Source organism: Bifidobacterium imperatoris, assembly GCF_002860405.1.
GTDB classification, from domain to species: Bacteria; Actinomycetota; Actinomycetes; order Actinomycetales; family Bifidobacteriaceae; genus Bifidobacterium; species Bifidobacterium imperatoris.
Window position 1 is genome coordinate 12768 of record NZ_NMWV01000038.1, and the last position, 15002, is coordinate 27769.

Consider the following 15002-nt stretch of genomic DNA (forward strand, 5'->3'; position numbering starts at 1 on the left):
CAATCACAAAGCTTTACTTTACGTTGAAGAAGCCAGCGTTTGCCAGATAGTTTTTGCCGGCAGTCATGTCATATTGGATGAGGCGATAATCCTCAACCAGTTTTTTCTGCTGATTGGACAGTTTCTTATGTGAGACGACATCGCCGTTGGTGTCCAAGTAGACGGTTGGTGTATTGTCGGTCACTCCACTGACTCCAAGGGTCAATCGTTCTGTCGCAGGTATCTCAGCTCTCACGGTAGAAAGGAATGCGATGTAAGCGGATACCTTGGCGTTCATATGTTCACTTGCCATTGCCATGAAATAGTTAGGAGATGTGTAGCTCGTGGCGTTATTCGTTGGGTCAAGCTTCACTCCATTTGAAGCCGAAGCTTTATTCGACCAAATGAAGTAGTCGGTTTCCTGCATGGCAATGGTATTTTGGGAACGGGCATGCGCTGTAGCATAGACACCTGGTAGATGATCGCCATAGAAGATGACTGTAATTGGTTGCTCGATAGTGTCCAATTGATTCAGAAAAACAATGGTGGCTTGATCGGTGATGCTGACGCCCTTGATATATGTGTCGATTCCGGTCTTCTCGTCTTCCGGCAAAATGGACGTGTCGGCGTTTTTGAATTGGTTATCAGAATACCAATCGCTATAGGGAGGATGATTCTGCATGGTGGCCAATTGAATGAATTGAGGGTGGCCACTGTTGTTTTGCAGAGCATCGATTACATTCTGGTAAGCTTCAGCATCACTGGCATATGGGGAATTATCCAAGGAGTCATGGTGCGTGATGGCTGGATTACTGTCCAGCGTATAGAAATGACTAAATCCGAATTTCTTGTAGTCGGCGTCACGCAGGTACATGTTTTTGTAATACGGATGGAAGGCAACGGACCCACTTTCGCCGTATCGATTATTCCAAAGCTGGTTGAAGGTTTCAGGATTCTTCTGTTGTGGAACGAGCTGCTGATATGGCACCTGCAAAGAACTGTCGAATAGTGCTAGATCCAGACCGGTAAGAGCCTGATACTCAATATTAGCTGTGCCGCCACCATAACCGGGTGAAAGCATCAGACCAGAAGTTGTAGTGTCTTTCAACGCACGAATATTAGGCATCGGATCTTCTGAAAGAGTGATGCCAGGGACACGCGTTGGATCGGAAAATGATTCCGATAGCACCATAATAACCGTGTTATCGGTGAGGTTATTCTGACGAGATTTGTTAGTTTCTTTAGCTACCTTGGCATAACGCTGTGCAAGCTCTTCCATGGTTGTCTGACTATATCCATCCGGTTTCGTCATGATTTTCGGATTAGCTAGGCGTAAGAAATTGATAGTTGGGCCGTTGAGGCTGGCATCACCTGCTGCATCCCATAATGTGGGGCTGTCACCCCAAGCTATGGCCCACTTGTGGCTCCATGAGCCAACTGTATTCAGTGTCACAGTGAATGAATACAGCAATGAAGTTGTAACGATCACGGCAATAATGCGCGTACAGTTGCCGATGATTGTTTTTGTATTGCGGAATGGACGCCGCCAGTGAAATGGGATAACGCAACGGCGGCGATCAATAATCTGCATCATGAGGCAGACGATGGTCAGCCATATGAGCATGACAATAGTCTTATGCACTAATGACTGACTGCTTTCGGGTATGAATGAAGCGATTTCTGCACTGTTGCCGCTGGATAAGAAACTCAAATCTGAGGGTATGACGGGTTCATTGCGAAGTTGAATTTTAATGTGATTCGCCACTGCGAACACACAGGTGATGATTGAGAATAGCGCGGTTGCAACCCAGAATCGGTTCAGAACGAACACGAATATCAGATACAGCATGCCCAGCACACAGAAATTGAGAAGCCAGTTGAACTTGTGCTCCATCCACATTTGGGCAACGAATCTTGTGAGCTGACCTCGTACGCTATTCATCAGTTTGGTAGTGTCGTCCACCGCTTTGGGATCTGCGTAACTGGGTTCCGAATAGGTGCCCCACTGGATAAACAATACGGCTGCGGCATTAGTTAGTACCAGCACAACTGTATATAACGTGTATGGGTATTTTGGGCGCTTCGTCCATGTGGCGTGTAGTTTTTGCAGAAGCATGAGCATACGTTGTACTGGTGCTGATGCCAGGATTGCAGCTATATGCGTGCTGAGTTTCACTGACTTATATTTAAATCGTGGCTTCTGCGGAGTCGAAGTCGGTGAGCTTCCCCGGATCATCATTGGATGATTCCAATGACAAGGATTGATTTCGACTTTCGTTCATGATAACTACCTGTCCAGTCAGCGATTACGTACCTGAGGCATTGTAATAGCAGGTTAAGGACGGGGTACTGCAGCTTCGTGCTTTTACCAGCAAAGATATTGCTTTTTGATGAAATTACTATAGCGACTTGGACTAGATATCAAAGAAGGTCGTATTCGCCAAATAGTTTTTGCCGGCAGTCATGTCGTATTGGATGAGGCGATATTCCTTCAAGAGTTGCCGTTGCTGTTTTGAAAGCGCTTTATGCTTAATCACGTTGCCATCTTGATTTAGGTAGACGGAGGAAGTGCCGCCTGAGTACCCACCTTCGCCAAGAACTAGACGTTCCACTGCAGGTAAATTGGAACGGACATCAGACAAGAACGTGAGATATGGGGAAACCTTTGCGTTCATATGTTCGCTGGCCAATGCCATGAAATAGTTTGGCGACGTGTAGCTGGTGGAAGAAGATATCGGATCGAGTTTTGTTCCGGCTGTGTTGGATGCCTGATTTGACCAGATGAAATAGTCGGTTTCATGCAGTGTGAGACTATTATTCTCGTCTGCATTTGCGGTCACATAATCACTGGGCAGGTGGTCTCCGTAGAAAATAACGGTAATCGGTTTGTCTATGGCATTCAGTTGGTTAAGGAAATCACCGGTTGCTCGGTCGGTGATATTCACGCCTTTGATATATGTATTGACTTCAAAACGTTCTTCATCCGTCAAATTATCGGAAACATTTGCACTGTCGAACTCGTTGTCGTTGTACCAACCACTATGCGGCGAATGATTCTGCATGGTAATGAGCTGAATAAATTGCGGATGCGTTTCACCATTGATTTGGTCAATGACGTTCTGATAGGACGATGCGTCACTTACATATGGGCTGTTATCGATTGTGTCCTGATATGTGATTGCCGGGTCGCTGTCCAATGTGTAGTACTTGTTGAATCCAAATTTCTTATAATTCACATCACGCAGATACATGTTTTTGTAATACGGGTGGAATGCTACGGAACCCGTCTTGCCATATTTTGTGTTCCATATTTGGTTGAAGGAATATGGTTTTTTCTGATGGGGCACGAGTTCCTGATACATGGATTGCATTGAATCATCAAATAATGCCAAATCCAGGCCAGTGAGCGTCTGATATTCTATGTTCGCTGTGCCTCCGCCATATCCAGGAGACAGCATAAGTCCTGAAGTTGTGGATTCCTTGATGGATCGAATATTCGGCATTGGATCTTCAAGCAAAGTGATGCCAGGCACTCGCATTGGATCAGAGAATGTCTCGGACAGAATCATGATTACGGTACTGTCAGTGAGATTGCTTGTACGCGATTGGTTCGTGATTTCAGCTTGCTCGCTATACTTTTTTGCCAGTGTTTCCATCGTCTCTTGGCTGTAGCCATCTGGTTTCTCCATGATTTTTGGAAAAGCCAGACGCAGAAATGTCATGGTCGGGCCGTTAGCTCGAGCGTCATCTGCTGAATTCCAAGGTTTAGGTGAATCGTTCCATGCTTGCGCCCACTCGTATCCCCACGCACTTGGAATACTTAATGTCCATGTGAATGAGCACAAGAATGCGATGCTCATGCCTGCGGCAATAATGCGCGTGCAGTTGCCGATAATGGTCTTTGTGTTGCGGAACGGACGCCACCAATGGAACGGGATGACACAGCGTCGTCCGTCCATACATTGAAGAATCAGGCAGATAATAGTCAGCCAAACAAGCATGGTGATGGTGCCATCTACTAAGCCTTGGCTGCCTTTTGGAATGAATGATGTAATTTCGCCGCCATTGCCGCTGGTGAGGAAGCTCAGATCAGAGGGGATGACCGGCTCATTGCGTAGGTCCACTTTGATGCTGTTTGCTACTGCAAACGAGCTCATCACAATAGCGAACACAGCTGTTGCTATCCAGAACCGGTTGAGGACGAATACAAGAACCAGGTAAATCATGCCTAATGCACAGAAGTTCAGCAACCAATTAAGCCTGCCTTCCAGCCACATTTGCGAGACAAACTTGGTGAGCTGCCCATTGATGCTGTTTAGGATTTTCGTTGTATCATCAACCGCGTTCGGGTCATCATAAGTTGGTTCCGTGTACATGCCCCATTGAATGAACAGCGTAGCCGCTGCAGTCATGAGAGCCATCACTACGGCATAGAGAGTGTATGGACACTTCGTTCGCTTTTGCCATAGGGTGTGAATCGTTGCGAGCGCCTTAAGCAACGATTGCATCTGTTTGGAAGTGAGAATCGCCTTAGCATGAGTTATGAACCATGCTGAGATTTGAGACGCGGTCCTCTTTATGCTCCGTGTCAATAATGTAAGTGAGTTCAGCTTGGTAGCGTCATCGGATACATTGCTGATTGTTTCTGTTGTTTTTGATGCATCTGCTGCAGAATCAGCCTCAGATGTAACAGTAGGCGTGATTTGCCTAGGTGCTTCTTCGGATGGTTCATTAGTGAAGGCATCTTGGTTTTCGTTTTTAGGGCTATGGATGCGATGCCGGAAATCAACAAAGGCGAGCATGGGCATGCTGCGATTTGTATTGTTATGTTTGTACCGCTGTCCGGTCACTGACTTCACCTGTCCTACTACTTCAATGTACCGGAGACATTGTAATCGCACGTTTAGGACGAGTTCGCCTAAAGGTTGGACATATTTATTTGTCGTACCAGCTTGACTTGGAAACGATACCAGTCTATGCTGTTAAATATCTCGAGGTTGAGAACAGCTGATTTTAAAAAGAACTTGTAATGACAACACTTTCAAAGGAGATGAGTGGTGATGATTGCTCTAGTGAATATTGGTAACGATTTCGTGCGACTGGAGTTGCAATGACCGTGACACACGAATCTTCAAACAGTGAGAAGAGGTGAATCATGAGCAGTGTCTCTATTGGTAATGGGCGTATCGAATACAAGTTCTTCTATAGCAAGGATGTTCCGCTATCTGCGGAAGCGGTTGCGCTAGAGGGGCGCCAGAATGAATCCGCTAGGATGGCGTTATTCCCTCATCGCATCCCTGTGGTGGAGATTATGGCTGCAGGCAGGGGAGAGGGTCACTGGATTACCAGCACTCGTCTTGTACAGACGTCCTTAGGCGCATCATTAAGGGTCTCCTCTGTGGAGAGCCGTGAAGATAAAGATGCATCGTACTGCAACATCCATATGAACAGTGAGCAATATGGTCTGCAGGCGGTGCTTCATTTTACGTTGTTCCATAACGCCAATGCCTTGCGTGCGAGTGTTGATATCACCAATACGTGGAACGATTCGTTGGTGCTTGAATCCGTGACGTCATTTAGCGCATCGTTCGGCACGACTCTCGGCAATGGGAAAACGGATTTCAGCTCCTGGGCCTCGTATGAGTGCACCAATGAATGCATTGGCGAAGGTCGTTGGGCCAAGACGCCGGTCAGGCGGTTATGCCCCGCCTTGCATCCGGAACTCTCCCAGAGAGACCCTCAGGGTTGTCACGCTGTGTTCTCGGAAGGCACATTCTCCACGGGCACGTCATCGCCTGTTGGTGTGCTGGAATCCGAACGTCTCAATATGGCTTGGGTGTTCCAAATCGAGAACAATGGCGGATGGCGTTGGGAATTCGGCGAAGATCGAGCGGATGGCTATTTCGCTCTGTCTGGCCCCACTTGGCGTAATAATACGTGGTCTCGCACTCTTGGCAAAGACGAAACGTTCAGCACTGTTCCGGTGTCGATATGTTTCGGCGCTGACTTCCATGAAGCAATGGCTGGCCTCACTCGTTATCGCCGGGCAGTGCGCAGCCAAATGGGCCGCTCCTCGTTCCCAATGATCATTTTCAATGATTACATGAACACCATCAATGGCGATCCGACCACTGAAAAACTGCTGCCGCTCATTAACCAGGCAGCCGATCTCGGCGTCGAAGTCTTCTGTGTGGACTGCGGTTGGTATGACGATTCCGGTGACTGGTGGCCGTCGGTTGGTGAATGGAAGCCATCCACTACCAGATTCCCCCACGGATTGAGGGAGGTAATCGATCGAATCAAAGACAAAGGCATGATTGCTGGCCTCTGGTTGGAGCCTGAATCCGTAGGCATTGAGAGTCCTGTGGCCTCTCAGCTACCGGATGAAGCGTTCTTCCTGCATGATGGCAAGAGAATGGTGGAACAGAAGCGGCTCATGCTCGATTACCGCAATCCAATGGTTATCGACCGCATGAATAGCATCGTGGATGGTCTGATTGATGAATATGGTGTCGGATACTTCAAGTTCGACTTCAATATTCGCCCTGGTTCCGGAACCACTCATGCGGCAGATAGCTCCGGAGATGGCCTGCTGGAACACGGGCGTGCCTATCTGCGCTGGATTGACTCGTTATATGCAAAGCATCCTGGACTCATTATCGAGAACTGTTCCGCAGGCGGTGGCCGAACAGATTTCGCACAGGCTTCCCATTTCCAGCTGCTCTCGACGTCGGACCAGCAGGATTACCGCCTCTACCCGGTGATTTCCACTGCCGCACCCATGACCATGCTGCCGGAGCAAGCAGGGAATTGGGCGTATCCGGAACGTGATATGAATGCCGAGCAATTCGCCTTCGCGTTGTGCAACACCATGATTGGCCACTACTTCCTCTCCGGATACGTGAACACGTTCAGTGAGTGGCAGAACAACATGGTCCGCGAGTCAATCGAAGCGTACAACAAGGAGGTTGCGCCGCATATTGTGCAATCCGAACCATTTTGGCCGCTGGGCATGCCCGCTTGGGATTCACAAAAAGTGTCGTTCGGCCTGAAAGACGGGAATTCGGTAATTGTGGCTGTTTGGGGGCGCAATGCCGCTGAGAAGACCACGGTACTTCCGATTCCCGGCGCTGCTGGGCACGACGCCAGCATCGATGTATTGTTCCCCCGTTCACTGGAAGTCAACTCATGGGCTCCTCATTGGAACCGTGAGCTTGGCGCCCTAACCGTGGACGTCCCTGAACGTGAATTCCGCGCCCGGATATTCTCGCTCTCACTCAAATAAATAAGTCATTGCACCAATAAATCCAGATAACTCAATACACCCTGATGCGGTATTGCGCCGCACAAATAGAAAGGAAACCAACGATGATTTCTGGAAAATGGGTAGGAAAGGGACGTGTCGCGTGTGCGGCATTGATTGCTTGCGCCACACTGCTTGCAGGAGGTTGCTCTAACCCCACGGCAACACAGTCCAATGAAGACACATCAGCCGCGGGGTATTGGCCGGATCAGAGCACTGACCTGTCAGGTGTGAACCTCACCATGTGGGTGTCTCCAAATTCCAAGAACCTGTTTGAAGACGTTGTCGCCTCGTTCAACAAAAAGACAGGTGCAAACCTCAAAATCAGCGTTGTCGCTGATGTGTATGTGAATAACGCCCAAACCAAGATTGCCACCGGCGACGTTCCAGACCTTGGTGTCTGGCAGCCGACTTCTTCAATGCTTTCCGGCCTGGTGGCCCAAGGAAAGGTGCAGAAGCTGGATAATGCTCCGTTCATCAAGAACTACAAGGAGGGTTACGCGGACGCGGCCGGTATGTATAAGGGGGCTCGCTACTCTCTTCTATTCACCGCACCTTCCGTGCTGGGTGTGTACTACAACAAGGAAGTATTTGAAAAAGCAGGCATCAAAGAAATGCCGCAGAACTGGGATGAGCTCCTTGAAACAGCACAAACCATCAAGAACAATCTTCCGGAAGGAACGAACTCTCCGTTCTATGACATGGGCGGCGCTCAATGGGGAACGCAATGGGCGGTGCAGGTGCAGCTCGCTGAAGCCGCTCGTGACGGCTTATGGGATCGTGTGAATACCGGCAAGGAGAAGTTCACTGATTCCACAATCATGGGCGCCATCACGGAATACCAGAGCATGATTAATGATCTTCACCTGTTCAACGAAGATATTGGTTCTGCTACAGATGTGACCGAGGAACAGGCGCTGCTGAACGGTGAGACAGCCATGATTTTCGGTAACTTGAGCCTGTTCCTCGGCGTCTCTGCAATGGCCAATAACGATAAAGCTACCTTGGATAAGAAGATTGGCTTCTTCCCAATCTCCAAGGAAGGCACTATCGCCACTGTGGTGCCGGAGGAAACCAATGGTCTCGTGGCCTTTAAGACCGGTGACTCCAAGCGAGAAGCCGCATCGCGTCAGTTCCTGACATATCTGATGGGCGATGCCTACCAGGACTTCATCAACAGCCAGAACACTACGTCGATTCTGACCACGGCGCAGACCCCGGACACTGTTCCACAGGCACTGATTGATGCCAACGATTCCATCAAGAACAGTGTTGGCTCAATGCAGTCGCTGGCCATTGCCAATCCCGACTTCTATGTGAATCTCGCCAGCATGGTGAACGGCACGATGACCGCTCAGCAGGCCGCTCAGACCACACAGGATCAGTTCGATGAAATCGCCAAAGCTCAGGGCGCAGAAGGCTTTTAAGCCTTTGGCGAGTTGACGGGCAGTATGGCGGTCGTTTCTCTTGTCGTAGCAATGGCCGCCGTACTTCTCCCCGTACCATAAGAAAGGAGTGTTGATGTCAACACATAGCGCATCGAGCGTGAAGCAATCTTCTACGGGAGTTGCCCGGCATAATTACATTCGGTTGCTCAGCCAGAACTATCCGGTTCGATTCCTCGTGCCTGCAGGTTTCATACTGCTGGTGTTCTTCTTTATCCCTACAATCCTGAATTTCGTTCTCGCGTTCACCAACTGGAGTGCATACAATCCGAATATCTCATTCAACGGATTCGATAACTTCATATCGCTGTTCAAGAACGGCATGCTACTCAGGGATTTGCGAACCACTCTGATCTTCGCTGTATGCGTGGCGTTCTTCCAGAATGTGTTCGGCCTGTTCCTAGCGGTCTTCTTGGAAGAAGACACCTTCGCTAACCGTTTGGCGCGAGTACTATTCTTCATTCCCGTGCTGATGTCGGCGCTCGCAGTCGGCTACGTGTGGCAGGCGATTCTGCAGCCTAATGGCGCTCTGAACCAGCTGCTTGGCGGTCTGTTGGGGCACACGGTGAAAACGGCCTGGCTAGGCAGTACTACATGGACCATCGTGCTCGTCTCGGCAATCCAGGGGTGGAAATGGGCTGGTCTGGCGATGATCATCTACCTCGCCGGATTAAAGACCATCGACTCCGAAGTGCTGGAAGCCGCAGCAATCGATGGCGCGAATGGTTTTCAGATGTTCTGGAAAATCAAGTTCCCTCTTCTGGCCCCAGCTGTGACATTCAACGTGGCCACCTCGCTACTCGGTTCCATGAACGGCTTCGATACCATTCAGGCCATGACTAACGGAGGTCCTGGAGGATCAACCGAAATCTTCAACCTGTACGTGTGGCGTACGTTCGGTCAAGGAACTTATGCACAATCCACAACAATGAGTCTCATTCTCTTCCTTGTAGTGATGATCATGGCCGTTCCTGTAATTACATACCTGCGTAAGCGTGAGGAGAAGATACTATGACAATGGCCACATTCCAAGCGGAACCGCAGAAGTCGGACCAGCCGGTATACAAAAGCAAATGGTCGACTGGCCGTAAGATTCGGCACATCGTGTTCCTGGTTCTACTGGTATTTATTTCTCTGGGGTTGCCGTTCTATCTGCTATTCATCACGGCGAGCAAGGATCAAGCAGAGGCATTGCAGCTCTCGCTTCGTTTGCCCACGGAATGGCACCTTATCGACAACTTCAAAACGGTGCTTACGGAAGGCAAGATGATTACGGCCTTCTTCGGTAGTGTGGCCGTCACGGTGCCGGCCGTAGCCTTGGCGTTGATTTTCGGCTCTATGGCATCATGGATTCTTGCTCGACGCGCTACTAAACCGATGGCCATCATTTATGCACTGTGCATCTCTGGCCTGATTCTTCCTCCCGCAGTGGTATCCGTCATGATGTTGCTGAAAACCATCGGATTGGCAGGTACCGCAATCGGCATGATCTGCGTATACATGGGCATATATCTCTCCACGGTAATTTTCTTCGTGACTGGATTCATCAGGACGATTCCGATATCCCTAGAGGAATCAGCCCGAATTGATGGGGCCTCACCGGCGAGAATATTCTTCACCATTGTGCTGCCGTTGCTGGGGCCGACTCTGGGAGCTGCGACGATTCTGCTGATCCTGTACATATGGAATGACGTGTTCTATGCACTGTTCATTCTTTCCGGCAAATTCGATACATTGCCGCTGAACTTGTACAACGTGGCAAGCGCCGGCTTACACCTCAACAATTGGCATCTCATTTTTGCGTACATCATCCTGATGAGTCTGCCATTGCTAGTTGTGTTCGCTGTGGCTCAGAAGAAGATTATCTCTGGCATTACCGGAGGCGCAGTGAAGTAATCAGGCTTATCCGTTGCTGGTGTGAGGTCTAATTCCCGCCTTTACACCGGCAACGGATTGTCTTATTTTGCTAATCTATTGAATAGTGAGCGGACTCAGCGCCGAGTCCCTATTCGAGACTTGAATACTGTGTAATGCGGTGAAAGGATGGCCAAGATGCGAGCTTCTGGCAAGAAAAGCGTGTCCATCAAAGATGTTGCCAAGCTGGCAGGTGTGTCAGTGTCATCTGTATCCCGATATCTCAATGGCGGCAGCAATGTTAGTCCGGTAAGCCAAAAGAAAATTGCACAGGCCATTGAAACGTTGAATTATAGGCCTAGCGCTTTGGCTCGAGCTCTGGTGAGGGAAATCAACCCGGCCATCGCAGTGGTGACGATTAACTCATCTCAACTCGGACCAACTCAGATGCTTGGCGGCATAGAATCTCGAGCCCGGGAACGAGGAGCCTCCATCACCATTTCCGTTCCTGAAACTGATCGCCGTGAAGATATTCTCAACTCTCTGCACATGGCTGCGGATCAGAATCCTTTGGGAATCATCTTTATGTATCCGGACATGGTCGATGAAAACATCAGCGACTTTTTCCCACTCGAAGGACCTTATGTGATGGTAACGGGCCAGCAGACTATGGGGGCGCATGAGGTATCCCTATGCGATCAGGAAGGCGGCGAGATTATCACTCGTTATCTTCTTTCACTGGGGCATAAAACGGTCTACCATGTAGCGGTTCCGGTTCGATTGGAATACAACAGGCGTCTTCAAGGATGGCGGAAAGCTCTGGAAAATACCGGTTCGTATATTCCCGATCCGATTATTTGTGGATGGGACCCGGAAGATGCGCGCGAAATCGGCCGTCGCCTTGCTCTGAACGATGACGTAACAGCTGTTTTCGCTGGCAATGACGAATTAGCCATTGGCCTTATCTCAGGCTTGCGGGATATGGGCAAGCGCGTCCCCGATGATGTCAGTGTGGCTGGTTTTGACGACCATCCGCTTTCCGGTTTTTGGGATCCAGGCCTCACCACCATTCACCAGGAATTCATACGCGCTGGCCGAGAAAGCGTTGATTTGCTGCTGCGACAGATTCCTCAGTATCAAGAGGACGTCAATAGTGTTGTTGCCGGCGAAAGCGGCGAGGAAACCGGGGTTTCTAAGAAGAGTTTGGATATTCACGGTAAGCTGGTTATCAGAAATTCAACGGGAGCGCCGCATAAAGAGAAATAAAAACGTTCCTGTTGAGAATAGATAATGTATGAATCGTGGCTTTGTTCAGTTTTGATTTAACCACGGTCAAATTGCTGCCGCACTTACTTCATATTCTTGATTTTGGCGTCATAGATGTGCTTTTCGAGCAGTCGGATTTGGCGGGTTACAGCACAGTGCAGACGCTGCGGGAGAGGCAGTTTGCGGAGCAGCTCATGGAATTCGGCGGCGTCCTGCTTGCGCTGTTGCTGGCTGGCGGCGTCATTGAAGTCAGGAGCGGTGGTTTCCTCCTGGAAGGAGCCGACGAGCGTGTAGTAACTGCGACCTGGACGCACACCCTGTTTCAGGCACAGGCGGAAATTGGCGGCACCGGCTGTGAAGTTGTCGTGGTAGAAGCTGAAGCTGCGCTCCTTATGCGTCACCGAACCGGCGGACTGCAGCCAGTTGTAGAGGTTCACGTCGAGGTCGGCCACCTTGCCCATACGCGTGTACAGTTCGCCGGCCACCATCACATCCTGCGCATACATACCTTCAGGGAAGCGGACGCCATCCCACAGTTCGCGCTTATACAGGCGGCACCAGTTGGCCTCGTTGAAGTAGCGAGCCTCGGTGTTGCGGCCGAGCTTATCGCCAATCAGACGCAGGCTCTTGCAGAATACGGTTTGGTAGGCAGCGAGCGGGTGCTCGAACACGGTGATCTTGCCGGGCGCTTCGGCACCGGTTGCGGCCTCTGCGGCCACGGTTTCCAGCTGGGAGACGCCAAACTGACGCCAGCGGGCTTTGCTCATATCCGCTCCGGTGCTTACCAGCGCGTGCAGCAGGTATTCGATGTTGCGGCGGTCGAGAATATCATCGTTGTCCGAGAACGCGATATATTCGCCATGTGCCGCGTCCAAACCGGCGTTCTGAGCTTTCGAAATGCCGCCATTCGTCTGATGGATTACCTTCACGCGCGAATCCTTCTCGGCGTACGCGTCGCAAATGGTAGGGCTGGAGTCCTTGGCGCCATCATCTACCAGAATCACTTCCAGATTCGTATACGACTGCCCCAGAATCGAGTCCACGCAGTAATGCAGGTAATCCTCGGCGTCATACACCGGCACAATAATGGAGACGAGCGGTTGGGGCTGTGGCATTTTCTAGAGGCCTCTTCTTTCGTTTATGTGGACATTCTCAGTATGGCATCACTGCGGCAGATAAGCGAGTAGCATTGATACGACTTAGGTGTTGTGAGCGCTTGGATAAGCATTCATTATGGAAACGTTGCATTCAAAGGAATGAGAATATGACCGAATTCGAGTATCCCGACCTGGTAATCGTCGGCGCTGGCCTGTTTGGTCTGACTGTGGCGCAGCAGGCGGTGGAGCACGCGGGCGTTCGCGTACACATCATCGACGTGCGCGACCACATCGGCGGTAACGCATACTCCTACTTCGACCCGGAAACCGGCGCAGAGATTCACCGGTACGGTGCGCACCTGTTCCATACCTCCAACAAGCGCGTGTGGGAGTATGTGAACCGCTTCACCTCGTTCACCAACTACGTGCACCGCGTGTACGCCACGCATGACGGCGAGGTCTACCCGCTGCCGATCAACCTGGGCACCATCAACCAGTTCTTCCACGCGCATTACACGCCGGCCGAGGCGCAGAAGCTGATTGCCGAGCAGGCTGGCGAGCTCGCCGGCACCGATCCGGAGAACCTGAATGACAAGGGCATCCAGCTCATCGGCCGCCCGCTGTACGAGGCATTCATCAAGAACTACACGGGCAAGCAGTGGCAGACCGACCCGGCCGAACTGCCGGCCTCGATCATCAAGCGCCTGCCGGTCCGTTTTAACTACGACAACCGCTATTTCAAGGACACGTGGGAGGGTCTGCCCACGGATGGCTACACCAAGTGGTTCGAGCGCATGATCGACGACCCGCGCATCACCGTGGAACTCGGCGTGGACTTCTTCGACGAGTCTCAGCCGTACAACAAGAAGGCCCTGCAGGCTGCGGGTGTGCCGGTGGTGTACACGGGTCCAATCGACCGCTACTTCGACTACGAGCTCGGCGACCTCAAGTGGCGCACGGTGGACTTCAAGGAGGTTCGTTACGATGAAGGCGATCACTTCGGTTGCCCGGTGATGAACTTCTCCGACGCCGACGTGCCGTACACCCGCGCCATCGAGTTCAAGAACTTCAACCCGGAGCGCGCGGATCAGCAGAACCCGAACAAGACCGTGGTGTGGGAGGAGTACAGCCGCTTCGCCGAGCGCGGCGACGAGCCGTACTACCCAATCAACACGGACACGGATAAGACCCTGTATGCGCAGTACGAGATCAAAGCTGCCGCCGAGCCGAAGACCGTGTTCGGTGGACGTCTCGGTACGTACAAGTACTACGACATGCACCAAGTGATCGACACCGCCCTGACCGCCTACGAGGAACAAGTCACCCCGCTGCTGGCGAAGTGACGCTGTTCGCTAAGGTGCCCTATCTTCTACTCGCAACAAGGTAGGAGATAAGGCATCTTCCCTGTACCTCATCTCTTCTCTAAAGAAGATTATCTTAGGTATTATTTATAGTTCACTTTAATTTGTGTCAGCAATAGCTTTCAATTTTAAGTATATTTAAAATTGAAAGGCTGCTTAAAGATGTGGCGACTCGATATGGCATTCGTGATCTCGCAACATTAGAGAAGCTTAGCCGCTACTTGTTTGCCACTTCGGGCAATCTTTTCTCCGAGGTGCCTCATTTGAAAATGAGCGCGTAATCCGGAGTGGTGCCTCACCTGTGGTGAGCGTGAAATCCTAGTCCGCGTCGGCTTGTGGGGTTTCGTCGTCTTCCGGTTCGACGCCCGCGATCCGGGCGAGCGTCTTGTTCAAGTATGCCATGTCCGGGCCCATGCGTCTGGCCAGCCGCGCGGTGCGCGGTGCCGCCAGTGCTTCGAGCCGGTCCTGGATGTCGTGGATGCGGCGGACGAGCTCGGCCGGGTTCACGGTCGCGAGCGTGTGTTCGATCTCCTCTCGCTTGTCGTCGGGTATGAAGCCGGGGCCGCCGGCGGCCCTGTCCGCCTCGTCGAACTCCTTGAGCCGCTCCCACGGGGTGCGTGGTGCGTCGTAGACGCGGCGGGGACGGCCGTCCCGGGTGCTTTCGCGCGCGACCGGCTTCTTGGACGGGGTGAACAGG

The 15002-nt window shown here is 51.2% G+C and carries 9 protein-coding genes and 1 pseudogene; 6 read left to right on the top strand and 4 right to left on the bottom strand.

The window, feature by feature from the left end:
* Positions 1–13: 13 nt before the first annotated feature.
* Positions 14–2095 (bottom strand): LTA synthase family protein, encoded by a 2082-nt coding sequence (locus tag Tam1G_RS10780; RefSeq protein ID WP_242689683.1) that lies wholly within the window; start codon positions 2093–2095, stop codon positions 14–16.
* Between the two features lie 298 nt (positions 2096–2393).
* Complete coding sequence (locus tag Tam1G_RS10790) at positions 2394–4787, bottom strand: LTA synthase family protein (protein WP_279324918.1); 2394 nt, start codon at positions 4785–4787, stop codon at positions 2394–2396.
* A gap of 347 nt (positions 4788–5134) precedes the next feature.
* On the opposite strand from Tam1G_RS10790, the gene Tam1G_RS10795 reads away from it, so the two are divergent.
* From Tam1G_RS10795 to Tam1G_RS10815, 5 genes are all read left to right on the top strand, one after another.
* Entirely contained in the window at positions 5135–7264 is a 2130-nt protein-coding gene (locus tag Tam1G_RS10795) for an alpha-galactosidase (RefSeq protein ID WP_101626523.1), read from the top strand.
* A gap of 83 nt (positions 7265–7347) precedes the next feature.
* Positions 7348–8709, top strand: coding sequence for an ABC transporter substrate-binding protein (locus tag Tam1G_RS10800; protein ID WP_101626524.1), 1362 nt, complete (start codon positions 7348–7350; stop codon positions 8707–8709).
* 94 nt (positions 8710–8803) lie between these two features.
* Positions 8804–9742: a carbohydrate ABC transporter permease gene (locus tag Tam1G_RS10805; protein WP_033889927.1), complete on the top strand. Its 939-nt coding sequence runs from the start codon at positions 8804–8806 to the stop codon at positions 9740–9742.
* Entirely contained in the window at positions 9739–10623 is an 885-nt protein-coding gene (locus Tam1G_RS10810) for a carbohydrate ABC transporter permease (RefSeq protein WP_101626525.1), read from the top strand. The genes Tam1G_RS10805 and Tam1G_RS10810 overlap by 4 nt, the downstream gene beginning before the upstream one ends.
* A 147-nt stretch (positions 10624–10770) precedes the next feature.
* A complete protein-coding gene (locus tag Tam1G_RS10815; protein WP_101626526.1) occupies positions 10771–11847 on the top strand; it encodes a LacI family DNA-binding transcriptional regulator in 1077 nt (358 codons plus the stop codon).
* 83 nt (positions 11848–11930) lie between these two features.
* Here Tam1G_RS10815 and Tam1G_RS10820 read toward each other — a convergent pair whose 3' ends face one another.
* Entirely contained in the window at positions 11931–12962 is a 1032-nt protein-coding gene (locus Tam1G_RS10820) for a glycosyltransferase family 2 protein (RefSeq protein WP_101626527.1), read from the bottom strand.
* Positions 12963–13111: 149 nt separating this feature from the next.
* Here Tam1G_RS10820 and glf point away from each other — a divergent pair, with 149 nt between their 5' ends.
* Positions 13112–14287, top strand: coding sequence for a UDP-galactopyranose mutase (gene glf / locus Tam1G_RS10825; RefSeq protein ID WP_101626528.1), 1176 nt, complete (start codon positions 13112–13114; stop codon positions 14285–14287).
* A 336-nt stretch (positions 14288–14623) separates the two neighbouring features.
* Here the strand turns inward: glf and Tam1G_RS10830 are convergent.
* Positions 14624–15002 (bottom strand): annotated as a pseudogene (locus Tam1G_RS10830) (integrase catalytic domain-containing protein); the annotation flags it as partial.